Origin of the sequence: Flavobacterium limnophilum, from assembly GCF_027111315.2 — a bacterium.
GTDB lineage: Bacteria > Bacteroidota > Bacteroidia > Flavobacteriales > Flavobacteriaceae > Flavobacterium > Flavobacterium limnophilum.
Map to the genome: position 1 here is coordinate 3,296,359 of NZ_CP114289.2, position 25,050 is coordinate 3,321,408.

Sequence of the window (25,050 nt, forward strand, 5' to 3'; positions counted from 1 at the left end):
AAAAACGAAAAAATGAAAAAAATTATTACAACAGCTGTACTCCTTTTTATGTGCAATCTTATTGCTGCACAACAAATCGAAAAAGAAGGACCAAAAGGATTTGACCAACTAAAACCAGCAATTGCCCATGGCAAAATAGACACTGTTTCCTATGTTTCAAAAACGGTGGGAACAACCAGAAAAGCGTTGGTTTACACAACACCCGGTTTTTCCAAAGACAAGAAATATCCTGTTCTCTATCTTTTGCACGGGATTGGCGGAGATGAAAAAGAATGGTTAAAAGGAGGTTCTCCACAAATAATATTGGACAATTTATTTGCAGAAGGTAAAGTTAAGCCAATGATTGTAGTAATGCCCAACGGCCGTGCCATAAAAGATGACCGAGCTACCGGCAACATCATGGCTCCAGAAAAGGTTCAAGGTTTTGCCAATTTCGAAAGAGATCTTTTGGATGATTTAATTCCCTTTATCGAAAAAACATATCCCACTTTGACCGATAGGGAAAACCGCGCCATTGCAGGACTTTCCATGGGAGGTGGACAATCCCTCAATTTTGGTTTGGGCAATTTGGACAAATTTGCCTGGGTGGGAGGTTTCTCTTCTGCACCCAATACCAAACTACCTGAAGTATTGGTGCCAAATCCTGAGGAAGCAAAAAAACAATTAAAATTGCTTTGGATTTCCTGTGGTGACAAAGATGGTTTAATCACTTACGGTAAGCGTTTACACGATTATTTATTGGAAAAAAAGGTTCCACACGTATATTATCTAGAACCGGGCGGACATGATTTCAAAGTTTGGAAAAATGGTTTGTACATGATGTCACAGTTTTTGTTTAAGCCTGTCGATGTTTCGTCATTGAGCAAATATACTATTCTGGACACTGCTGCTGTTGAAAAGTAAAACACGAATTAGGCAATGACCTAAAAACGGATTATTTAATATTTAAAAATCAATTATGATTAAATTTTTAGAATTGCGTGACACCAAAATATGGCTGGTTTTGGGAGTGTTATTCTTTTTGAATCTTCCAGCTGTAAAAGCCCAAAAACCAATAATTCAAACAAAATACACGGCAGATCCTGCGCCAATGGTTCACAACGATACCATATTTCTTTATACGTCACATGATGAAGATGATGCCAAGGGTTTTAAAATGCTCGATTGGTTGCTTTATACCTCAACGGACATGGTCAATTGGACGGAACATGGAATAGTGGCTTCTCTAAAAGATTTCAGTTGGGCAAGGCAAGACAACGGAGCATGGGCGGTACAGTGTATTGAACGAAATGGCAAATTTTATTTATATTGCCCAATGCACGGTGGAGGAATTGGAGTTTTGGTTTCAGACAGTCCTTATGGTCCGTTCAAAGACCCAATTGGCAAGAAACTAATCAATTCAGATCATGTATGGAACGATATAGACCCTACTCCATTTATTGATGACGATGGCCAGGCGTATTTGTATTGGGGAAATCCAGATTTGTATTACGTGAAACTTAATGAGGACATGATTTCAGTTTCAGGTGAAATTGTAAAAGAACCTACTAAACCCAAAAATTATCAGGAAGGCCCTTGGGTTTGGAAAAGAAACAACCATTATTATTTGTCTTATGCCTCTACCTGTTGTCCGGAAGGTATTGGTTATTCTATGAGCAATTCTCCTTTAGGACCGTGGGAATACAAAGGAATGATCGTAGATGCAAGCGAAAAAACCAGAGGAAATCATCCGGGGATAATAGATTACAAAGGAAAATCTTATGTCTTTGGACATAGTTATGACTTGATTAAAAGTGAGACTTCCACATTTTATGAAAGACGTTCCGTAGATGCAGACAGAATTATTTATAACGAGGATGGAACCATTCAAAATCATTCTTATTTTACCAAAGAGGGACCGGAACAAATAGAAACAGTAAATCCTTTTAGACGTATTGAAGCAGAAACCATGGCTTGGAGTAAAGGCGTTAAATCAGACAAAAGCAAAGAAGCTGGAGTATATCTAACCCAAATCCACAATGGTGATTATATTCAAGTACGAGGAGTAGATTTTGTAAAAGGGGCAAAAAAAATTGATATTATTGCAGCATCTTTAAATGCTGGAACAGTTGAGATACGCATAGACAACGTTGACGGAGAACTTATAGGTATTTGCAAAATAGAAAATACCGGCGGTTTGCAAAACTGGAAAACATTTAAAACCAAACTAAAAAAAGCAAATGGTGTGCATGATTTGTTCTTTGTTTTCAAAGGAGAACAAGGGGAATTATTCCATTTTGACGCCTGGGAATTCAGTAAATAAATTTAAAAATAACAATGAAAAAATTAATTATTTTATGCTGCTTTATACTTTCTTCGGCAGTTTATTCGCAAAATACAATGTCGGTTTCCAGTCCTGATGGAGAACTTACATTGAATGTATTGGTCAAAAGTGGCAAACCTGTTTATTCCATTAATTACAAAGGAGGGATTGTATTAGAAGATTCCCCGTTGGGATTAATTACCAATGCAGGGGATTTTAGTGCCAACTTGATTTTTGAAAATTCTTCTACCGCCAAAGTTCAAGAAGATTATACCCAAACCAAAATCAAACAATCTAAGGTCAGCTATAATGCAAACACTTTAAACTGTTCATTCACCAATGCCAAAAAGCAAAAAATTACTATTTTGTTTCAAGTGAGCAACAATAATATTGCGTTCCGTTATGAGTTGCCTTCTTGGGGAGACACTAAAGTTTGCGTAGTAACGGAAGAAACAACGGGTTATAAATTTCCGTCATCCACGACCACATTTCTTTCTCCAATGATGGGGTCAATGACTGGATTTGCCCGTACCGCTCCTAGTTATGAAAGCGGTTACGAAGCCGATGCAGCATTGGATAAAAACTCAGCTTCTGATGGTTATGTCTTTCCGGGACTTTTTCATTTGGGCGACAAAGCCTGGGTTTTGCTTTCAGAAACTGGCGTGAGTAGTTTATATACAGCCTCGCATTTAAGTGCTTATAAAGACGGTATTTATACTGTGGAATATCCAAATCCTAAACAAAATAACGGTTTTGGAAGTTCAGGAGCACAAATAAGCCTCCCGGGTGTAACGCCTTGGAGAACCATTACCGTAGGCGAAACACTCAAACCAATTGTTGAAACAACGATTCCTTTTGATGTTGTGAAGCCACTTTACAAACCTTCTCAAGAGTATAAAATGGGACGCGGTTCTTGGAGCTGGATTGTTTGGCAAGACAATAGCATGAATTATGAAGATCAAGTAAAATATATCGATTTGGCCGCTGCCATGCAATTTGAATACATATTAATTGATGCATGGTGGGACGATAGAATTGGCTACGAGAAAATGAAAGAATTGATCAAGTATGCCAAATCCAAGAACGTCGAGGTGTTCTTGTGGTACAATTCCAATGGTTCTGCCAATGATGCTTTTATGACACCTCTCAACAAAATGAACACTTCCATAGCCCGAAAAAACGAAATGAAATGGCTGAAAGAAGCGGGTGTCAAAGGACTAAAAGTGGATTTCTTTGGAGGAGACAAACAAGAAACCATGAAATTGTATGAAGACATCCTTTCAGATGCCAATGATTATGGTTTGATGATTATTTTCCATGGTGCTACCCTTCCTCGTGGTTGGGAAAAAATGTATCCAAATTTTGTGGGAAGCGAAGCTGTACTGGCTTCCGAAATGCTTATTTTTTCGCAGGATGTTCGTGAAAAAGAAGCCTATTTTGCCTCATTGCATCCTTTTATCCGAAATGCCGTGGGCAGTATGGAATTCGGTGGAGTATTGTTGAATAAATATCTAAACAAAGGAAACGTGAAAGGACAACTTAGATTGACCACCGATGCTTTTCAATTGGCAACGGCTGTACTTTTCCAAAATCCTGTCCAAATGTTCGGTCTAACCCCAAATAATCTGGCAGATGTTCCAGCCTTTGAATTGGATTTTTTGAAAAACATTCCAACAACATGGGACGAGACCATTTTTATTGACGGCTACCCAGGAAAATACAGTGTAATTGCCCGCAGACACGATCAAAAATGGTATGTTGCGGGAATAAATGCAGAAAAAACGGCCAAAGAGTTAAAACTTAAATTGCCGATGCTTGCAGGTAAAACCATCACAATGTATAATGACAAAGCCGGAAAAGAAACCTATACCGAAAGCGTGAAAGTTTCTAAAAAAGGAGAATTATCAATAACAATCCAGCCAAATGGAGGGTTTGTATTAACTAATTAAAAAATGAAAAAGAGCTATAAAATACTTGCGATACTTATTACTATCCTAAATTATCCAGTAGGAACAGCACAAAATCCTATCGTCCAAACCAATTATACGGCTGATCCAGCACCGATGGTTTATAACGGTAAAGTGTTTCTTTATACCAGCCATGACGAAGATGATTCTACTTGGTTTACCATGAACGATTGGCGATTATATACCACGGAGGATATGGTCAATTGGACCGATCATGGAGCTGCATTGTCCTATAAAGAGTTTAGCTGGGCAAAAATGAATGCCTGGGCTCCGCAATGTATCGAGCGAAAAGGGAAGTTTTATTTGTACGTTCCCAACACAACCAGAGAAGGAAAAGGAGCTATAGGAGTGGCAGTTGCCGACAGTCCTTATGGACCATTTATAGACCCACTGGGAAAACCATTAGTTTCTAATAGTAATGCCGATATAGACCCAACTGTTTTTGTAGATGACGATGGCCAGGCCTATCTATTTTGGGGCAACCCAGTATGCTATTATGTAAAGTTGAATGAAGACATGATTTCTTATGATGGTGAAATCAAACAAATTCCCAATACAATAGAAGCATTTGGCAAACGGGAAGGAAAAGTGAATGAACAAAGACCAACGACTTACGAAGAAGGGCCGTGGATGTATAAACGCAATAATCTTTATTATTTGGTTTTTGCGGCAGGACCAATTTCGGAACATATTGGTTATTCAACCAGTAAAAATATAGAAGGACCTTGGAAATATCAAGGTGTTGTAATGCCTACACAAGGTGGGTCTTTTACCAATCATCCCGGGATTATAGATTTTAAGGGAAAAAGTTATTTTTTCTATCATAATGCCGCATTGCCTGGAGGAACTGGTTTTACCCGTTCGGTATGTGTAGAAGAACTTAAATTCAATAAAGATGGCACTATTGTTCCGATGAATATGACCGAAGGTATCAAACAGAGTTTAAGTCCGCTAAACCCTTATGCTAAAACAGAAGCAGAAACCATTGCTTGGTCCGAAGGCGTGAAGTCAATGAAAAACAATGTAGTTGGTAATTTTATCACGGCAAAATACAATGATGCTTTCTCCAAAGTCAAAGAAGTAGATTTCCGTAAAGAAGGGGCTTCAAAATTTACCGCACGAATCGGCACCACTCACAACGGGAATATATCTATAGAAATACGATTGGACAGTAAAGACGGAGAATTATTGGGAACCGTAAATGTACCAATGACAGGAGGCAATGACCGATGGGCGCTACAAACAATTGATATTAAAAAAGTCTCGGGAATTCACGATATCTATTTTGTTTTTAAAGGAAAAGCCAAGACCGACATCCTCTATTTTGATTATTGGAAATTCTCAAAATAATTTTTCCAAAAAACGCAATCGGTTGTCTAAAAAACCTTAATTTAGAATTTTTAAGATTCAACAATAACAAAGGTCAATGCATCTTGACCATAAAAAATAATCAAAATAGAATTTAAAAAAAAATAACCAATAAAAAACAAACAATTAAAATTTAATGTAATGAAAAAAACACAAGTACTATTATTATTAAGTATCGTTTTGTTCTCGACAACCGGAGCAAATAGCCAAAGCAAGCCAAAAAACAATTCTCCCCTATTTTCTAATTTCAACTATCAAGGGAATGACAAGGTGTATACAGACAATCCATTAAAATCAGATGAGTTTTACACTCCTATTCTACAAGGATGTTATCCTGATCCGGCCATTACCCGCAAAGGAGATGATTATTTCATGGTATGTTCTTCGTTTGCCATGTTTCCGGGAGTGCCTATTTTTCACTCCAAAGATTTGGTGAACTGGACCGACTTGGGAGGTGTGCTAAATGATGTAACGCAATTTAATCCTCACGACACGGGTATTAGCGCTGGAGTTTATGCACCAGGGATTACCTACAACCCTCACAATGATACATTCTATATGATTGTAACGGCATTTTCGGGAAATCTTGGAAATATTATCGTAAAATCAAAAGACCCGATGAAAGGCTGGGGAAATCCAATAAAATTAGGTTTTGGCGGAATAGATCCTGCTATTTTCTTTGATGACAACGGCAAAGGATATATCGTTCACAATGATGCTCCAGATAATGGAAAAGAGCGTTATAACGGTCACCGTGTTATTAAAATATGGGAATATGATGTGGAAAATGACAAAGTAATAGCTGGTTCAGATAAAATTATAGTTGATGGAGGTGTTAATCCTGCCCAAAACCCAATTTGGATTGAAGCACCTCATTTGTATAAAAAAGACGGGAAATATTTTTTAATGTGCGCCGAAGGCGGAACAGGAGGTAATCATACTGAAGTTATCTTTAAAAGCGACAATCCAAAAGGACCATTTATTCCTGCACCAAACAATCCAATTTTAACACAAAAATATTTTGGAAGAGACAGAAAAAACAAAGTAGATTGGGCTGGTCACGCCGATTTGGTTAAAGGACCTGGAGACAAATACTACGGTGTTTTCTTGGCAGTTAGACCAAACGAAAAAAACAGGGTAAATACAGGTCGTGAAACTTTTATCTTGCCTGTGGATTGGTCTGGTGAGTTTCCAGTTTTCGAAAATGGATTGATTCCATTGGAGCCAAAATTGAAAATGCCACAAGGTGCTACAGAAAATAAAACAGGTAAAGAAGGATTCTTCCCAAATGGTAATTTTACTTTCAACGATAATTTTACTTCAGAAAAACTCGATTACCGTTGGATAGGTTTAAGAGGGCCTCGTGAAAAATTTATTTCGACATCAAAGAAAGGGTTACAAATAAATCCTTTTGACACCAACATAAAAGAGATGAAACCTACATCAACATTGTTTTATCGTCAGCAACACAATAATTTTTCATTGACTACCACGATTGAATACAAACCAAAATCAGAAAAAGATTTGGCTGGTGTTGTAGCCTTGCAAAACGAAGGTTCCAATTATGTTTTTGGAATTACAATGAAAGACAAAGACTATTATGTAGTGCTGCAAAAGAATCAAAAAACAAGAAGAGATACAGCAATAAACTCTACAGTTGTTGCAAGTGCAAAAATAGATCTTAAAAAACCTGTGCAATTACAAATGAAAGCCAACGGGGATGAATATGTGTTTAGCTATTCCACTAACGGAACTGATTTTGTTCCTGTAGGTGGTCCAGTTTCTGGCGATATTTTATCAACTGATGTTGCCGGCGGATTTACAGGTTGTTTGTTGGGCTTGTATGCGACTTCAGCAAATGATGCTAAACCTGAATAATTAATTTTTCAATAATAACAGCTATACGTTTAATGCCAGAGACTAATTCTTTGGCATTAAATAAATGGCAAAGTGCCATAAATCTAAAAAAATAAGAGATTGACTAATTTAAAGAAGACTATAAATAGAAACTAAAATTTATGAAATTTAAAAATTTAAAATACGTCTTGATTCTTATTTGTTTGCAATCTTCTTTTGCTCAAATGCAACCCTTTCAATTACAAGAAGTAAAGCTTACCGATGGGATTTTCAAAAAAGCCCAAGATGTTGACTTAAAATACATTTTGGAACTCAATCCAGATAAATTACTTGCCCCTTATTTGATTGATGCAGGCTTACAATTAAAAGCCACACGATATGGCAACTGGGAAAGTTCCGGATTAGACGGACATATTGCAGGACATTATTTGTCTGCTTTAGCTATGTTGTATGCCAGTACTGGAGATGCTGAACTAAAAACACGTCTTGATTATATGGTCAATGAACTGGCGCTTTGCCAAGCAAAAAACGGCAATGGCTATGTTGGCGGCATTCCTGATGGCAAAATATTTTGGGAGCGTATCCACAAAGGAGATATTGATGGAAGCAATTTTGGATTGAATAACACTTGGGTGCCCATTTACAATATCCATAAACTTTTTGCCGGCTTGCGAGATGCTTATGAAATCACGGATAATCAACAAGCCAAACAAGTTTTGACAGGTTTAGGCGATTGGTTTATTGAACTCATAAAACCACTTTCCACGGAACAAATTCAGCAAGTATTAAATACGGAACACGGGGGAATCAACGAAACTTTTGCCGATTTATACATCATTACAAAAGACAAGAAATATCTAGATGCTGCCCAAAAACTTTCGCACCTAAAGATTTTGAATCCTTTATTGGAAAAACAAGATAAATTAACGGGGCTTCACGCCAATACGCAAATTCCAAAAGTGATTGGTTTTGAAAAAATTGCCAAATTAACACACAATGAAGACTGGGAACACGCAGCAGACTATTTTTGGCACAACGTAACCGAAAAGCGTAGTGTTGCTTTTGGAGGAAATAGCTACCGGGAACATTTTAATCCTACTGACGACTTCAAAAAAATGCTGGAATCGAATCAAGGTCCGGAAACTTGCAATAGCTATAACATGCTTCGTTTGACTATGGCTTTGTTTTTGAATAACAATGATGTGAGTTATCTAGACTATTATGAGCGCACACTTTACAACCATATCTTATCGAGTCAACATCCGGAAAAAGGAGGTTTTGTGTATTTTACGCCTATTCGCCCAAATCATTACAGGGTGTATTCGCAACCCCAAACAAGTATGTGGTGTTGCGTGGGTTCGGGTTTAGAAAATCATGCTAAATACGGAGAATTGGTTTATAGCCATTCTGAAAATGATGTTTTTGTTAATCTTTTTATCCCTTCTGAACTCAATTGGAAAGAAAAAGGATTGCAATTGATACAGAAAAATAATTTTCCTAACGAAAATGCCACAGAACTGACATTGAAACTGACCAAAAGCCAGACTTTTTCTCTAAATATTCGCTATCCAAAATGGGCTGAAAACATCAAAGTTTTGGTCAATGGAAAACCACAACAATTCACGGCCAATCCTTCGCAGTATATTAATCTGAACAGAAATTGGAAAAATGGAGATAAAATTGTTGTCCAATTTACAATGAAAACAAAATTAGAATATCTTCCTGATGGTTCTAATTGGGCTGCTTTTGTTCGAGGCCCTATCGTATTGGCCGCCAAAACTTCCACAACTGATTTAACAGGTCTTTTTGCTGATGACAGTAGAATGGGACATGAAACAAGAGGGAAATTGTATCCGATTAACGAAGCCTATGCTTTGGTAGATGATTCAAAAAATTATATGTCAAAGTTGCAACCTATTGATAATATGAATTTCAAGATCGATTCATTGACGCTTCAACCGTTCTATCAGATTCACGATGCACGTTATCAAATGTATTTTCAGACTTTCACACAAAAGGAATACGAAAACCAAAAAGAAATTCAAAAACAACAAGAAATAGCACTTTTAGCACTGGAAGCCAAAACTGTCGATAAAATCAACTGTGGCGAACAACAACCCGAAGTGGATCATCAATACAAAGGAGAGCAGAGCAATTCGGGCTATGATGACGAGAAATTTTGGCGAAGCACGCGTTCTTATGTTTCCTATCAGTTGCAAAACAAAAACAAATCCGGAAAATACATAGAAATCAGCACCTTGAACGATATAAATCCCGAAAATTTCGAGATTTCTATAAATGGTAATGTAGCTAAAACAACCTCCATAGAAAACAAGACAATCAAAATTCAAATACCGGAAGAAGAGATTTTTCAACTGAAAATTACTGCTAAAAACAAAATAGCCACTCCTCGATTTTATCAAATTAGAATTTTAAAATAATAAAAAATGAAAAAGTCAATCTTATTTGTCGCCGCTTTCCTAAGTTTCGGAATGAACTATGCGCAGTTATCCACCACCATAAAAGTGAATGAAGGACAATTACAAGGCGTAGTCGAAAAAGGCTTGACCGTATTCAAGGGAATTCCTTTTGCGGCTCCACCTGTGGGAGATTTACGTTGGCATTCGCCAATGCCAGCGGCCCAATGGCAAGGTATTCGTCAAGCTACTACATTTGCTCCAGCGCCTTTTCAAGGAGGCAATCCACCTTCCGGCAAAAGTGAAGATTGCTTGTATTTGAACATCTGGTCGCCAGCTAAATCAGCGAAAGAAAAAGTGCCTGTTTTAGTTTGGATTTATGGAGGTGCATTCAATTTTGGCGCCACTTCTGAAGCTACTTATAACGGAGAAAAATTGGCAAAAAAAGGCGTTATTTTAGTAAGCATAGCCTATCGAGTAGGCCAATTGGGGTTTATGGCTCATCCTGAATTGAGTGCTGAAAATCCCAACCACGTTTCAGGAAACTATGGTATAATGGATATGATTGCGGGACTAAAATGGGTTAAAGAAAATATAGAAGCTTTTGGAGGCGACCCTAATAAAGTAACTATTTTTGGCGAATCTGCTGGCGGTATCGCTGTAAGTATGTTGTGCGCCTCCCCAGAAGCAAAAGGATTATTTCATGGTGCCATTTCTCAAAGTGGCGGTTCTTTTGGACCTTCTCGCAACACTACTTATCCTGGCGAAAACATGAAACGTCTTGCAGATGCCGAAAAAGCAGGAGAAGACTATTTGAAAAATTCCGGGTTTTCCTCTATTGCAGAAATGAGAAAATTGCCTGCCGATAAATTGCCTGCCATACGCGGACTGGCTTGGCCAATTGTTGACGGGATTGTAATTCCAGATGACCAATACAAACTCTATGAAGCAGGAAAATTCAACGACACGCCCATTTTAGTCGGTTATAATTCTGACGAAGGAGCCAGTTTTTCTCCGCCTAAAACACCGGAAGATTATATAAAAGGAGTAGAAACCCGATACGGAAAATTTTCAAAGGCTCTTATGGCAGCTTATCCTGTTGGTGAAAACTCAGTTCCCAAAACCGCTAGAGATTTAGCGCGTGATGCAGCATTTGGATGGCAAACTTGGAGTTGGGCAAGGCTTCAGGCCACATCTGGAAAATCCAAAGTTTTCTATTATTATTTTGACCAGCATCCCGAAAATCCTGTTGGTTCACCAAATGCAGGACATGGATCACATCATGGTCAAGAAGTGGCTTATGTATTTGAACAATTGGACTCTAAAAACCCACAAACTTCACAATCAGATTTAGTTATCTCTGATACAATGGGTACTTATTGGACAAATTTTGCCAAATATGGTGACCCGAACGGTAGTGGAATGCCTAAATGGCCAGCCTTTAATGATGAAACGGGCAAAGTGATGTATTTCTCGCAAAAACCTTATGTGGATACCGTACCAAGTTTGGAATCCTTGAAAGTTTTAGATCAGTATTTTAAATGGAGAAGAACTCCCGAAGGAGAAGCTTGGGCTAATTAAATTAAACACAAATCCTACTTTTTTTTGAATTTGAATATTAATTTAGAGTGTGTCAAATAAGGTAATAATTAGAAATTAAATAATTTTAAAACTAATGAAAAAACAAAAAACACATTGGCTCTTGCAACTTGTATTTATTTTTTTCACTTTTTTAGGAATTGCCCAAAATCCAATAATAAGGAATCAATATTCTGCCGACCCATCGGCAAGAGTGTTTGGTGATCGGGTTTATGTTTATCCCTCGCATGACATATTGGCGACAGAAGGCAAAGGCCGCAAGGATTGGTTTTGCATGGAAGATTATCATGTTTTCTCGTCGGACAACCTTATTGACTGGACAGATCACGGTATAATAGTTCAACAAAACAAAGTGCCATGGGTCAAAACAGATAGCTATAGTATGTGGGCTCCTGACTGTATCGAACGAAATGGGAAATATTATTTTTATTTTCCATCCATCCCAAAAGACACCATTGCCTATGGCAAAGGATTTACCATTGGCGTGGCAGTTTCCGACAAACCATCTGGGCCATTTATCCCTGAATCTAATCCCATAAAAGGCGTGAAAGGCATTGACCCCAATGTTTTTATCGACAAAGATGGACAAGCCTATTTGTATTGGTCTTCTCGGGATATTTTTGGCGCAAAGCTGAAAAAGAACATGCTCGAACTGGATTCCGAAGTTAAGACATTAGGAAATTTACCAACAAAAGGGTTGAAAGAAGGACCTTATGTATTCGAAAGAAACGGAATTTATTATATGACTTACCCGCACGTCGAAAACAAAATTGAGCGCCTAGAATATGCAATGAGCGACAATCCATTAGGACCATTTAAAGTTATGGGCACAATTATGGATAAATCACCCACGGGTTGCTGGACAAACCACCATTCCATCATAGAATTCAAAAATCAATGGTATTTGTTCTACCATCACAATGATTACTCTCCTACATTTGACAAAGCTAGATCGGTAAGAGCCGATAGTTTATCTTTCAATCCTGACGGTACAATCACAAAGGTGATTCCAACTTTAAGAGGCATCGGTGTTAGCAGTGCTGCAAAAGAAATCCAGATTGACAGATACAGCAAGATTAGCGAAAAAGGCACGACAATCGCTTTTGTTGATGCACTTGACAATTTCAAAGGCTGGAAAACAGTATTCAGCAAATCAGGAGCTTGGGTACAATACAACACGGTTGATTTTGGGGAAAAACCATTAAAAACAGTTGTTGTAAAAGCTTTGTCTACTTCGGGAGGCACATTGGAAATACGCACTAAAGGCATAAATGGCAATCTAATTGCCGAAGTCAAAATTCCTGTAAGCACTAGCTGGCAGGATATAAAAGTTCCAGTTATAATGTTTAAAGAAGGCATTCAGAACTTGTATGTACTATTGAAAGAAAACAATAAACAAGTAGAGGTTGACTGGATAAGTTTTAAATAAAGTTATATGTTTTTTAATTATTAGCTCTGTTCGATATGAAAAAAAGATTGAAGGTTTCTTTAAGTTTACTATTTGTTCTTTTATTGGAAAGCCTGTTTTTTAATGTTGTGTATTCCCAACAAACTTCTGGTTTGATGGCAAATATTATTACTGAAAAAAGTGAAGGAACAAATGCGGCTTTTCCAATAGTAAGTAAAGACAAACTTGCTGCATCCATTCGATATGACGTTGCCGATTTTAAAGGTGTGATTCGAGCAATTGGAGATCTACAAAATGACATCAATAGTGTTACGGGCATAAAACCAGAGTTGCTTACTTCTAATCCTGCAGAAGGATATGAAATCGTGATAGGCACATTGGGCAAAAACAAACAAATCGATAATTTAGCGTCATCAGGCAGACTCAACACCAAAGACCTAAAAGGAAAATGGGAAAGTTTTGTCATCACCACAATTGACAATCCAAAAAAAAGTGGCCAAAAAATATTGGTTATAGCCGGTAGCGATAAGCGCGGAACTATTTATGGGATATATGAATTGTCCCGACAATTAGGTGTTTCGCCTTGGTATTGGTGGGCTGACGTACCAGTCAAAAAACGCGCCGCTGCCTATGTGTTGCCGGGAGCTTATGCTTCGGGTGAACCTAAAGTAAAATATAGGGGTATCTTTATCAATGATGAAAATCCTTGCATGAAACTTTGGGCCAGAGAAAAATTTGGCGGAATGAACAGTAAAATGTACAGTCACGTATTTGAATTATTGTTGCGCTTGCGTGCCAATTATCTTTGGCCAGGAATGTGGGGTTCCTTTACAGAATACGAGCCCAGCAAACCTATTTTGAAGGACGAAAACGGCTTTTACGAAGGAAATTCATTCAATGAAGATGATCCTGAAAATCCAAAATTAGCTGATGAATTTGGAATTGTAATGGGAACATCGCATCACGAACCTATGCAACGTTCTCAACAGGAATGGATTCGGAATAAGGCCAATTATGGAAATGGAGAATGGAATTACAATACAAACAAAGAAGGCATTCAAAAATTTTTCAGGGAAGGAATTGAGCATACCAAAAATTATGAAAGTATAATTACAATGGGAATGCGTGGCGATGACGATAAACCCATGGTTGATGCAGGAAGTGCTGAAGCAAATTTCAGGACTATGGAAAATATAATGAAAGATCAGCGTGAAATTATTGAAAAAGAAACAGGAAAGCCGGCAGCCAAAACACCACAGGTTTGGACACTGTATAGTGAAGTTTTAGATTATTTTGATAAAGGCATGAAAGTACCCGATGACATGATGATTGTATTATGCGACAACAATTGGGGAGATGTACGTAGACTTCCCGACTTAAAAGCGAAGCGTCATCCTGGTGGATATGGCATGTATTATCATGCGGGATATTATGGCGGACCACGTGCCAGCAAATGGCTCAATGTAACCCAAATTGAAAAGATGTGGCAACAGCTAAAGTTAACTTATGACCATGGAGTGGATAAAATTTGGATAGTGAATGTTGGCGATATAAAACCACTCGAATACCCAATGGATTTCTTTTTTCAAATGGCTTGGAATCCAGATAGATTTAACTCTGAAAATATTAGTCAATACTCCCAATCGTTTTGCGAACAACAATTTGGAAAATCCATAGCGCTTGAGGCATCAAATATTTTGAGTACTTATTGTAAATATGCCTCTCGGATTACTCCAGAAATGTTGGATGATAAAACATTTAACCTTGAAAATGGAGAATTTAAAATGGTTCGGGAAGAGTTTTTGGCGCTTGAAGCTAGGGCACTGAGACAATTTATTATGATACCCGAAAATTATAGAGATACTTATAAGGAATTAATCCTTTATCCAGTACAGGCCTTGGCAAACTTATATGACATGTATTATGGTGTTGCCATAAACAAAAAATTCGCCGCAGAAAATGATGTGAAGGCAAATATATGGGCAGATCACGTAGAACATTGTTTTCAAAGAGATTCAGAGCTTACCAAAGATTTCAACCTTAATGTCGCCCATGGCAAATGGAATCATATCATAGACCAAGTTCATATTGGATATACAACTTGGCATGGCCCCCAATATAACCTAATGCCAAAACTCATTCGCATTGCCAATGAAAAGAGAAAAACAGGAGGATATGTGTTTGAAGAAAAAAATGGAGTGGTCTCTATGGAAGCCGAGCATTTTTTTGAAGCACAATCTGATTTAAAAACAAAGTGGACTGTTATTCCTAATTTAGGAAGAACACTTTCGGGTATTACTTTGATGCCCAATATAGAAAAAACAGAGGAATCTTATATTCGTTATAAAATGAAATTGAATACTGTAAAAGATAGCGTAAATGTTAGGATTTTCTTTGACAGCACCATGCCTTTCATCCCTGAAGGTCACAAAGTTGCTGTTTCTTTTCAAGATAAAACAGAAAGAATCCTGAACATCAATAAAGATTTAACTTGGGCAAATAATTATTCTAAAATGTATCCAGCGGGAGCAGCTCGAATGATAGAAACTACAGTAACCTTGGCATTGCCAAAAACTTCTGATGAATTCTATACTTTAACCTTAAAACTATTAGACCCGGGAATAGTCATTTACAAAGTAATTGTAGATCTTGGTGGTTTTGAGCAGACACACTTAAAAATGGATGAAAGTCCGTATAAAAGATAACAAAGCTATTAAGACAAAAAAAAATGAAAAGCAAAATAATTTTTAGTTGGATTTTACTGTTGATTACCGCTTTAAGTAGTGCACAAAATCCAAAAAACATGCAAACATCGGCTGGCCAAACGACAAAAAAGGTTTTCGCCTATACAAATCCCATTACGAGAGATGCCGCGATTTCCATGCGGGATCATTTCATTATAAAAGTGGAGAATAAATGGTATTGTGTAGGTACTTCAGAGCCCGTTTGGACTGGCCATAACCCCGGTGTTCGAATGCTGGTTTCTGATGATCTCATTAACTGGAAACAGCATTCGTTTATAATTGACGCCAGTAAATTACCGGCAGATTGTCCGTATAATGGTCGTTTTTGGGCTCCTGAAATTCATTTTATCCAAAACAAATATTATTTGACAGTGAATAGCGGTAAAGTAACAGCCGATGACCCAAAAGGAATGAAAACACATAGTGTTTGGTTATTCTCATCGGATAAAGTTACGGGGCCTTACAAGTTGGTTAATGGCCCTTTGACTCCACAGTACAATAACGATGCTACGTTGTTTGAAGATGAAGACGGACAAACCTACCTTTATTGCAGCGGAAATGGACTATTTCAAGCTAAAATTGATTTAAAATCTGGTAAATTAACCACTCCAATTCAAAAGTTTTTAGATAAAAAGCAACCCGGCTACCCAGAATGGATGGTGGGAGGCATTGAAGGCCCTTTTGTCATAAAAAAAGAGGGAACCTATTTTATGTTTTTTTCCACTTGGACTCGTGGTTATGAAGTAGGATTGTTAAAATCAAAATCGCCACTAGGCCCTTGGGAATTAGCTTCTCAAGAACCTATTTTTGGAACCAGAAAAAAGCATTATCGCCCTGAACTAGCACAAGAAGGTGGTTATTCTCATTTAAAATTTCAAGACACCGATGATCCTTATCAAGAAACGGGACATAATGCGCTATTTATTGGTCCAGACAATCAGTTGTGGAGTTCCTGTCATTATTTTATGGATGAAAAAAGGCCTTATCCATACAGTCAAACTTTTGAAGAATGGGAAAAAGGACCTCAAATGGGTATTGAACCCGTGTATTATAAAGATGGCATGTTTTATATAAATAAGCCAACTTGGACTAAGCAAACATTCGAGAATTGAAATTAATTTAACTAAAGTTGCTCTTTTATATAGTACACACCATCAAGCTTGTCGAAATACTCACATTATTTCTAAAAGTCTCAATGATAGGTTGAGCAAAATTTATCAAAATCAGAATTAAACTTTCGAATATGTCAAAAACATTTAAATCTAAAATAGTGAGAATGAATATTTCATCAAAAACAATAGTTCTTTTAATCATTTTGTTTACCATACAATTCGGATTTTGCCAAAATCAAATTCCTGCACTTCAAAAAAAAGGAAACAAAACACAATTAATTGTAAATGGTAAACCATTTCTGATTCTTGGTGGTGAATTAGGCAATTCTTCGGCCACAAGCATGGAGAATATGGAGCCCATTTGGCCAAAATTGAAAGCCATGCATCTCAATACCGTCTTGACGCCTGTTTATTGGGAACTGATCGAAAAAGAAGAAGGAAAGTTCGATTTTTCACTCATTGACCAGCTAATCGTTAAAGCCAGAAAGGAAGACTTAAAACTAATTTTTCTTTGGTTTGGATCATGGAAAAATAGCATGTCAAGCCACGCTCCTGCTTGGATTAAATTAAATCAGGAAAAATTTCCGAGGACAAAAGACGACAAGAATCGAAGTCATGAAATTTTGACACCCTTTAGCGAAAACAATTTAAAAGCAGATTCAAATGCCTTTGAAAAATTAATGGTGCATATCAAGGATTTTGACAAAAAAGACCCGACAGTAATCATGATTCAGGTCGAAAATGAAATAGGAATGTTGCCCACGGCAAGAGATTATCATCCATTGGCCAATGAAGCCTTTAAAAAAGAGGTTCCAACAGAATTACTAAAATACATGCAGCAAAACAAGGAGAATTTGGTGCCTGAATTTCTGGAAATTTGGAAAACAAATGGATATAAAACTACCGGGAACTGGGAAGAAATCTTTGGAAAAGGAAGCCAAACCGATGAAATATTTATGGCATGGTTTTTCTCCAAATTCACAAACAAAGTTGCCCAAGCTGGTAAAAACATTTACCCACTGCCCATGTTTGTCAATGCTGCCTTGAATGCTCCCGGCAAAAAACCAGGCGAATATCCAAGCGCAGGCCCTTTACCTCATTTGATGGATGTTTGGAAAGCCGCAGGTTCTTCGATTGACTTTCTTGCTCCTGACTTCTACAATCCCTTGTTTCAACATTGGAACGATTTATTCACCAGACAAGACGACCCATTATTCATACCCGAACATCGATTTGACAAAACTGCCGCTTTCAAAAGTTTATATGCAATAGGCCACTATGAGGCACTGGGGTTCTCCCCTTTTTCAATAGAATCAACGAATGAACCTGACAAGGAACCACTCGGGAAAATGTATAATTTACTCAAACAACTAACGCCTCTACTTTCGGACAACTTGGGCCAAAATAAAATAGAAGGCGTCTTGCTGGGTAAAGAAAGTCCAACAACAATAATCAAGATGGGAAATTATGAATTCTCTTTTAAACATGATTATACTTTAGGCTGGTCAGCCAATGCAAAAAATGAAGAATGGCCTATGGCTAGCGCCATTATAATTCAAACAGCCAAAGATGAATTTTATATTGCCGGTTCCGGCATTGTGGCAACTTTCAAACCTTTGAACGATTCAAATAAAAATGCAGGAATATTAAAAACGGATGAAGGTGTTTTTGAAAATAATAAATGGAGGACAATCCGACATTTGAATGGAGACCAAACGCATCAAGGACGACACATCAGCATCCCGGTAGGAGAATTTAATATTCAAAAAATTCAATTATACACCTACGAATAATCGACATTAACTCATAAAGTGTTGCGTTTTTAAAAACCAAAAGGGGTTGACTTTTCAATAAGAGTTAAGCCCTTTTCTAATTATAGATCACGGCACAAACTAGATTTTCTTTATACTCTTTCGATACACTTTATTAGCTTGGCACTTCAAAATCAAAGGATAATTAAGCGAAATAGAATCCTAAAAATAAAAAAGAGTGAAACCAAACGAATTTGGTTTCACTCTTTTTAAAATATAAACGATTGTTAAATACTTATTTTACCAGAACTTGGCGTACAAAGCAAAAATAATTAACAACGTGATTACAATCAATACTGTAGTTTGAGGTTTAATCTTGAACATTTCAGTATCCAATTCGAATGCTTTTGGATTCACTTTTGGTCCTGCAAAACTCACTGCAATCATCAACAACATGGTAAACACAAATGACAATCCCATACAAATATGGAATGGTATTTCGTAACCACCATTTCCATTAGGCCAAGCCGTATATAACAAGGTTTCGTTTCCGAACAATGCAGGCGCAAACTCATTGAACAATACCGACAATACAAAACCGGCAATTACCCCTACAATAGCCGCTGTTCCTGTAGTTCTTTTCCAGAACATTCCAAGAATAAACATGGCGAATACACCAGGGCTAATAAACCCGGTATACTTTTGGATATAAGTAAATCCTCCTACTCCACCAATTCCAAGAACATCGTTCCATGTGAACATTACGGCAAGAAGCATCGCTGCAAAAACGGCATATCTTCCTATGTTTACCTGACTTCTGTCGGTTGCATTTTTTTGAATGTATTTTTTGTGAACGTCCAAAGTATAAATGGTAGAGATACTGTTTACTTTACCTGCCAAAGAAGCAACAATAGCTGCTGTCAAGGCCGCAACAGACAATCCTTTCAAACCTGTTGGCAAGAAGGTCAATACTGCTGAATACGCTCCGTCTTTTCCACCAACCAATTGAGGCAAATGTCCATTTTCGTATAAAACAAAAGCAGCAATTCCTGGCAACATAACGATAACCGGCATTAATAATTTCAAAAATCCTGCAAATAAAATACCTGTTCTGGCCGTTTGCAAATCGGCACCCAAAGCTCTTTGAGTGATGTATTGGTTACACCCCCAATAGTTCAAATTGATGATCCAGATACCTGCCAAATAAGACAACATTCCCGGAAAAGTAAGGTATTTGTTGATTTCCAATTGCGAAGATGTAGCCGTTGGTCTTGGAATAATCATTTTGAAATGTTCTGGCGCTTTTTCCATCAATACTTTGAAACCGGCGATGGCGTCTTGGCCAACACCAAAATATTGCCCAACAGTTGTCAAAGCGATATAAGTGGTAACCAAACCTCCAATAATCAAAACCGCTACCTGAATTACGTCGGTGTAAGCCACCACTTTCATTCCTCCTAGAGAAATCAGCAAAGCAAAAACGGCAAGACCAATCATAATGGCATGAAGATACTCTCCTCCTGCCAATCCGTTAATGGCAACAGCTCCCAAATATAAAATGGAAGTCAAGTTCACAAAAACATATAAAAACAACCAAAAAACAGCCATAATCAAAGCAGTAGATTCGTTATACCTTGTTTTCAAAAACTGGGGCATAGTGTAAATCTTGTTTTTTAGGTAAACAGGAATAAACCAAATTGCGATAATAATCAAGGCAATGGCAGCAACCCATTCGTAAGCTGCTACTGCAACTCCCAAAAAGAATCCTTCACCACTCATTCCGATAAATTGCTCTGCCGAAATATTGGAAGCAATCAAGGAGGCACCAATAGCCCACCATGTCAATGTTCCTTCTGCCAAAAAATACGCTTTGGCGTCGTGTTCGTTTTTTTCACGTTTTCGATAAATGGTATATCCGTAAACGGATACCACTATAAAATAGATAATGAATACTGCATAATCTGCAAATGCAAGGTTCTGGTTCATGGGTAATTTTGTTTTTTAGAAATTAATATAAATGTAAATGAGGTTATTGTTTTGTCTACTTGTTTTTTATCGGCTAATTAAACACTTTTCGTGCAATTATTATGAAAACTACTTAAAATACTTCCATAAAACACTGCGATTTCATTATAGAATCAGCTTTAAAATAGGATATCTGTTTTTATTTAATTATTTTTTTATGAATTTATGAAGCCAAATGTAAAATAAAAATATTTATTTACATCATTTACAAATGTGTTTTTCACATTTATAATTACATTACGGATTAAATCGTAAAAAAAGAACTCAAAACCTCCTATTTACGGCTTTTTTTCATAAAATATTCTTACTTCTTTTTAGGCTTAATAACAAAACCATAACTATATTCTTTGTTTTTCAACAAATAAGGTTCGTGCGGCAAAGCTCCCCAACTGTTGTCGCCACCAACTCCTCTTTGAGCTAAATCAATACAAACCACTACTTCATTGCGGGGAGTAATATCATTGGTATGTCGGGATTTTTTGGTCAAACCTGAATCAAAATCTTCAGGATAATTATTTAGCGCACTTACTCCTAGTGGCTGTAATCCTTCAATTTCAATTCCGTTACCCTGACTATTTGTGAGTGTTAACCAACGAACATCTGTTTTATACCCATTTTCTTGTGGACGTGAATAAGGAACATATTGATCCTCTACCTTGCTTTGATAAATTCCTTTCAGGGATGAAGTATTTCTGTCTTGATAATTTTCCCAAGGTCCTCTTCCGTAATAACTGAAATTGTCCAAATCTTTTTTCAGGCTGAACAACATTCCAAAACGGGGCATTTCAGACAAAGGATTTTCTCCTGCTTTGAATGAATTCAACAAGGTCAAACTTCCATCAGACCCCATAGTATAAGTAATCGTATAGGTCGAAGCGACATCTTTCAGGTAAAGAGTTGCCACAACGGCAGTCTTGCCTGACTCTTCTTTCACGGTAATAGAAGTAAGGCTTGTATTGTATCTTCCCACGGTTCTCCAAACATTACTGGTCAAGTGCATACGATTTCCAAAATCATTATCTGTTGGAGCTCGCCAAAAATTAGGAACCGGCATCAGATTAAAGTAACTTTCGCCCTTGGCTTTGTACTGTTGCATCAAACCCGATCTCTTACTTATTTTCACTTCTACACCAGCTGCAACAAGCGTTATGGCATCTTTAGTTTCATTAACCGTTGGTTTTGCGCCAGAATCACTACTTTTTACAAAATAGCTACTTTCTCCAATAGAAAATTGTTCTCGGGCTACTTCAAAATTCTGAGGCAAAACCTCGTTGCCCTCTTTGGTATAAGCAAAAATATTCAGCAAATATTCTACCCCTTTTTCAGCAGATATTTTTGGTAATCCAATCTGAACTTGTTTCTTGGATTGTGGAGCAAGACTCAAATTAATAGTACCAGATTTAACAATCAATCCATTTTTTAAAACTTCATATTTGAAAAGATATTTATCCAAATTGGTATAACCAAATCCATTTTCTACTTGAATGAGTCCTTTTTTCAAATCTAGGGCCGAGAATAAAATATCCTGATATACTTTTTTCACTTCAAAAGCGCCTGGATGAGGTGTACGATCGGGCCAAACCAATCCATTATGACAAAAATTCTCGTCATTGGTATAATTTTGACTTCCCATATCGCCTCCATAAGACCAATATTTTCGACCCACTTCATCGGTCATTTCAAATCCTTGATCTACCCAATCCCAGATGAATCCACCTTGCATATTGGGACTGCTGTGAATAATATCCCAATAAGCTTGAAAATTACCGCTGCTATTCCCCATTGCATGAGAGTATTCACACATAATAAACGGACGTTTTACATCCTTGCGTTTGGCATAATCTTTCATGTAATTAATACCCGGATACATCGGACAAACCACATCGGTATTTTCTTCTTCACCAGCTTGCTCAAATTGAACTAAACGAGAATTATCCCTGTTTTTTATCCATTTATAAGCTTCTTTAAAAACCGGTCCATTGCCACATTCATTTCCCAAAGACCATAAAATAACGGAAGGTTGGTTTTTGTCACGCTCCACCAAGCTATAAATTCGATCCATATGAGCCGCTTCCCATTCCGGAAGATAAGCTGGATGTTTTGATTTGTCGAATCCACCTTGTAATTCTGCTCCCATTCCGTGGGCTTCTATATTAGCTTCATCCACAAGGAACAAGCCATATTTGTTGCACAATTTTACCCACATCAAATTGTTTGGATAATGACTGCAACGTACCGCATTGATGTTCAATTGCTTCATTACTTTGATGTCTTTCATCATCGTTTCCACATCTTGGTAGTGACCTGTTTTTGGATTGTGTTCGTGAATATTGACACCGTGAACCATAATTCGGATACCGTTAACTAGCAACTGTCCGTTTTTTAATTCTACTTTTCTAAAACCAATTTGGGTCGAAACCGTTTCAACGAACTTTCCGTTTTCATCTTCTAGTTTGAGCAATAAAGTATATAAATAAGGTGTTTCATTACTCCATAATTTTGGCGAGGAAACATTTTGCTTGAATGAAACGGATTGGTCAGCATTGGCTCCTAAACTGATTTTCAAAATTTTCGTAAAAATTTCTTTTCCCGTGGCGTCCACTAATTTGGCTTCTACCGTTTGGTTGTTTTTCGAAACCGTGTTCAGGTTTTTGATTTTAACATCAACCGACAAACTTCCATTTTTATAGGAAGCGTCAAGGTCAGGACGCGCAAAAAAATCGGCTATGCGAACATTTTCCGTGCTATAAAGATAAACGTCTCGGTCAATGCCTGACAATCGCCAAAAATCTTGATCTTCCAAATATGAACCATCACTCCAACGATAAACCTCGACAGCAACCTGATTTTTACCAGCTTTTACATACTTGGTAATATCAAATTCCGTTGGACTTTTCGTGTTTTCAGAATACCCCACTTTTTCTCCATTTACCCAAATATACATCGCTGAAGTTCCTGCTTCAAAATGTAGGTAAACACGACGCCCATTCCAGTTCTCAGGTAGTTCGAAAGTGCGTAAATAAGAACCCACAGGATTATCGGCGTGGTCAATAAATGGTGGATTTTTAACAAAAGGATAAGTTACATTGGTGTAAATAGGAATTCCATAGCCTTGCAACTCCCAGTTGGATGGAACCGTAATTTCTTTCCAATTGGTTGTGTTAAAATCTGTTTTAAAAAAATCTTTCGGACTTTCATCGGGTGTTGGCGACCAATTAAATTTCCATTTCCCGTCTAAAGTCAGGAACCAAGGCGACCGAGTATAATCATCCGCAATTGCCGATGATTCGTCAGCATAAGGCAAAAATGCTGCCCTGGCCGGCTCCCGATTTATCTGAAATATTGCCAGATTTTCCCAATCGTTAGTCTTTGGTTTTTCTTGGGCATCAATAATACCTATTGAAAAAAACGAGAAAAGACAGGTCAAAACAGTTGTTAGCTTCATTTACAGCTTGTTTTTATAATGTACATCTGATTGTGTTCTCAAAACCTCCGCGCTTTTTTCGGGCGTGATGTCTCTTTGGGATTCGCCCATCATTTCGTAACCCACCATGAATTTTTTCACGGTAGCCGAACGCAACAATGGTGGATAAAAATGCATGTGAAAATGCCATTCGGGATGCAATTCCCCATCGGTTGGCGATTGATGAATTCCTGATGAATACGGGAACGAAGTTTCAAAAACGTTGTCGTATTTGGTTGTCAATTGTTTTAAGGTCAAGGCAAAATCACTTACCTCTTCTTCCGTGAAATCCGTTATTTTATTAACGTTTCTTTTGCTGACAATCATTGTTTCGAACGGCCAAATGGCCCAAAAAGGAACCAAGGCCACAAAATGCTCGTTCTCGACAACAATACGCTCTTCCAATTTTAATTCTTCCTGCACATAATCCTGCAAAAGCGTTCTGTTGTGCTTGTCAAAATAGGCTTTCAAGTTGGCTTGAGTTTTCTCCACTTCGGTTGGCAAAGAAGATTGCGCCCAAATTTGTCCGTGTGGATGCGGATTGCTGCACCCCATGACGCTTCCTTTATTTTCAAAAATCTGAACGTGATTGATATAATCTACAGCACCCAAATCGGTATATTCTTTTTGCCAAGTATGGACAATGTTTTCAATTCCCGAAACTTCCATTTGCGGCAAAGTCAAATCGTGTCTTGGCGAAAAGCAGACTACTCGAGAAATGCCTCTTTCTGGTTTTGCCTTGAAAAAAGTCTCTTTAATGTCTTCCTCGAAAATAATTTCTTCCTGTTTCAGGGCGGCAAAGTCATTTTCGAAAACAAAAGCATTTTCATAAGTCGGATTGACCTCTCCATTAATACGTGCATTTCCCGGACACAAATAACAGGTTGGGTCATATTGAGGCAACTCATTTGAAACCACTGCCTCATTTTGCCCTTGCCAAGGTCGTTTGGAACGGTGCGGCGAAACCAAAACCCATTCGTTGATTAACGGATTGTAACGCCTGTGCGGATCTTCGTTGATGTCAAAATTTTTCATGT

14 protein-coding genes are annotated in these 25,050 nt (G+C 37.5%); 11 read left to right on the forward strand and 3 right to left on the reverse strand.

Annotated elements, in window-relative coordinates:
* Positions 1 to 12 precede the first annotated feature (12 nt).
* From OZP13_RS13850 to OZP13_RS13900, 11 genes are all read left to right on the forward strand, one after another.
* Positions 13 to 903 (forward strand): alpha/beta hydrolase, encoded by an 891-nt coding sequence (locus OZP13_RS13850; protein WP_281297517.1) that lies wholly within the window; start codon positions 13 to 15, stop codon positions 901 to 903.
* Between the two features lie 55 nt (positions 904 to 958).
* Positions 959 to 2,302 carry a glycoside hydrolase family 43 protein gene (locus OZP13_RS13855; RefSeq protein ID WP_281297518.1) on the forward strand — a complete coding sequence of 448 codons (1,344 nt, stop codon included), beginning with the start codon at positions 959 to 961 and terminating at the stop codon, positions 2,300 to 2,302.
* 14 nt (positions 2,303 to 2,316) lie between these two features.
* Positions 2,317 to 4,251 carry a glycoside hydrolase family 97 protein gene (locus tag OZP13_RS13860; RefSeq protein ID WP_269240708.1) on the forward strand — a complete coding sequence of 645 codons (1,935 nt, stop codon included), beginning with the start codon at positions 2,317 to 2,319 and terminating at the stop codon, positions 4,249 to 4,251.
* A 3-nt stretch (positions 4,252 to 4,254) separates the two neighbouring features.
* Complete coding sequence (locus tag OZP13_RS13865; protein ID WP_281297519.1) at positions 4,255 to 5,619, forward strand: glycoside hydrolase family 43 protein; 1,365 nt, start codon at positions 4,255 to 4,257, stop codon at positions 5,617 to 5,619.
* Positions 5,620 to 5,778: 159 nt separating this feature from the next.
* Positions 5,779 to 7,515: a glycoside hydrolase family 43 protein gene (locus OZP13_RS13870; protein ID WP_281297520.1), complete on the forward strand. Its 1,737-nt coding sequence runs from the start codon at positions 5,779 to 5,781 to the stop codon at positions 7,513 to 7,515.
* Between the two features lie 140 nt (positions 7,516 to 7,655).
* Entirely contained in the window at positions 7,656 to 9,935 is a 2,280-nt protein-coding gene (locus OZP13_RS13875; RefSeq protein WP_281297521.1) for a glycoside hydrolase family 127 protein, read from the forward strand.
* Between the two features lie 6 nt (positions 9,936 to 9,941).
* A complete protein-coding gene (locus OZP13_RS13880) occupies positions 9,942 to 11,492 on the forward strand; it encodes a carboxylesterase/lipase family protein (RefSeq protein ID WP_281297522.1) in 1,551 nt (516 codons plus the stop codon).
* Positions 11,493 to 11,586: 94 nt separating this feature from the next.
* The gene (locus OZP13_RS13885; protein ID WP_281297523.1) at positions 11,587 to 12,939 is read left to right on the forward strand and encodes a family 43 glycosylhydrolase; all 1,353 of its coding nucleotides are present in this window, start codon (positions 11,587 to 11,589) and stop codon (positions 12,937 to 12,939) included.
* 35 nt (positions 12,940 to 12,974) lie between these two features.
* Positions 12,975 to 15,623, forward strand: a complete 2,649-nt coding sequence (locus OZP13_RS13890) for a glycosyl hydrolase 115 family protein (RefSeq protein ID WP_281297524.1) — start codon at positions 12,975 to 12,977, stop codon at positions 15,621 to 15,623.
* Positions 15,624 to 15,646: 23 nt separating this feature from the next.
* Positions 15,647 to 16,774 carry a glycoside hydrolase family 43 protein gene (locus tag OZP13_RS13895; RefSeq protein ID WP_281297525.1) on the forward strand — a complete coding sequence of 376 codons (1,128 nt, stop codon included), beginning with the start codon at positions 15,647 to 15,649 and terminating at the stop codon, positions 16,772 to 16,774.
* A gap of 131 nt (positions 16,775 to 16,905) precedes the next feature.
* The gene (locus OZP13_RS13900) at positions 16,906 to 18,567 is read left to right on the forward strand and encodes a GH35 family beta-galactosidase (protein ID WP_281297526.1); all 1,662 of its coding nucleotides are present in this window, start codon (positions 16,906 to 16,908) and stop codon (positions 18,565 to 18,567) included.
* A 258-nt stretch (positions 18,568 to 18,825) separates the two neighbouring features.
* Here OZP13_RS13900 and OZP13_RS13905 read toward each other — a convergent pair whose 3' ends face one another.
* The 3 genes from OZP13_RS13905 to OZP13_RS13915 all read right to left on the reverse strand — a co-directional run bounded on the left by OZP13_RS13905 (position 18,826) and on the right by OZP13_RS13915 (position 25,048).
* A complete protein-coding gene (locus OZP13_RS13905; RefSeq protein ID WP_281297527.1) occupies positions 18,826 to 20,511 on the reverse strand; it encodes a sodium/sugar symporter in 1,686 nt (561 codons plus the stop codon).
* Positions 20,512 to 20,854: 343 nt separating this feature from the next.
* A complete protein-coding gene (gene lacZ, locus OZP13_RS13910; RefSeq protein WP_281297528.1) occupies positions 20,855 to 23,995 on the reverse strand; it encodes a beta-galactosidase, LacZ type in 3,141 nt (1,046 codons plus the stop codon).
* The gene (locus OZP13_RS13915; protein WP_281297529.1) at positions 23,996 to 25,048 is read right to left on the reverse strand and encodes a UDP-glucose--hexose-1-phosphate uridylyltransferase; all 1,053 of its coding nucleotides are present in this window, start codon (positions 25,046 to 25,048) and stop codon (positions 23,996 to 23,998) included. It abuts the gene before it with no gap.
* Positions 25,049 to 25,050 lie beyond the last annotated feature (2 nt).

What these genes read in the sequence shown, in the direction of transcription:
- OZP13_RS13850 (WP_281297517.1), top strand. Translation starts at nt 13, where the DNA reads ATGAAAAAAATTATTACAACAGCTGTACTCCTTTTTATGTGCAATCTT.
- OZP13_RS13855 (WP_281297518.1), top strand. Translation starts at nt 959, where the DNA reads ATGATTAAATTTTTAGAATTGCGTGACACCAAAATATGGCTGGTTTTG.
- OZP13_RS13860 (WP_269240708.1), top strand. Translation starts at nt 2,317, where the DNA reads ATGAAAAAATTAATTATTTTATGCTGCTTTATACTTTCTTCGGCAGTT.
- OZP13_RS13865 (WP_281297519.1), top strand. Translation starts at nt 4,255, where the DNA reads ATGAAAAAGAGCTATAAAATACTTGCGATACTTATTACTATCCTAAAT.
- OZP13_RS13870 (WP_281297520.1), top strand. Translation starts at nt 5,779, where the DNA reads ATGAAAAAAACACAAGTACTATTATTATTAAGTATCGTTTTGTTCTCG.
- OZP13_RS13875 (WP_281297521.1), top strand. Translation starts at nt 7,656, where the DNA reads ATGAAATTTAAAAATTTAAAATACGTCTTGATTCTTATTTGTTTGCAA.
- OZP13_RS13880 (WP_281297522.1), top strand. Translation starts at nt 9,942, where the DNA reads ATGAAAAAGTCAATCTTATTTGTCGCCGCTTTCCTAAGTTTCGGAATG.
- OZP13_RS13885 (WP_281297523.1), top strand. Translation starts at nt 11,587, where the DNA reads ATGAAAAAACAAAAAACACATTGGCTCTTGCAACTTGTATTTATTTTT.
- OZP13_RS13890 (WP_281297524.1), top strand. Translation starts at nt 12,975, where the DNA reads ATGAAAAAAAGATTGAAGGTTTCTTTAAGTTTACTATTTGTTCTTTTA.
- OZP13_RS13895 (WP_281297525.1), top strand. Translation starts at nt 15,647, where the DNA reads ATGAAAAGCAAAATAATTTTTAGTTGGATTTTACTGTTGATTACCGCT.
- OZP13_RS13900 (WP_281297526.1), top strand. Translation starts at nt 16,906, where the DNA reads ATGTCAAAAACATTTAAATCTAAAATAGTGAGAATGAATATTTCATCA.
- OZP13_RS13905 (WP_281297527.1), bottom strand. Translation starts at nt 20,511, where the DNA reads ATGAACCAGAACCTTGCATTTGCAGATTATGCAGTATTCATTATCTAT.
- lacZ (WP_281297528.1), bottom strand. Translation starts at nt 23,995, where the DNA reads ATGAAGCTAACAACTGTTTTGACCTGTCTTTTCTCGTTTTTTTCAATA.
- OZP13_RS13915 (WP_281297529.1), bottom strand. Translation starts at nt 25,048, where the DNA reads ATGAAAAATTTTGACATCAACGAAGATCCGCACAGGCGTTACAATCCG.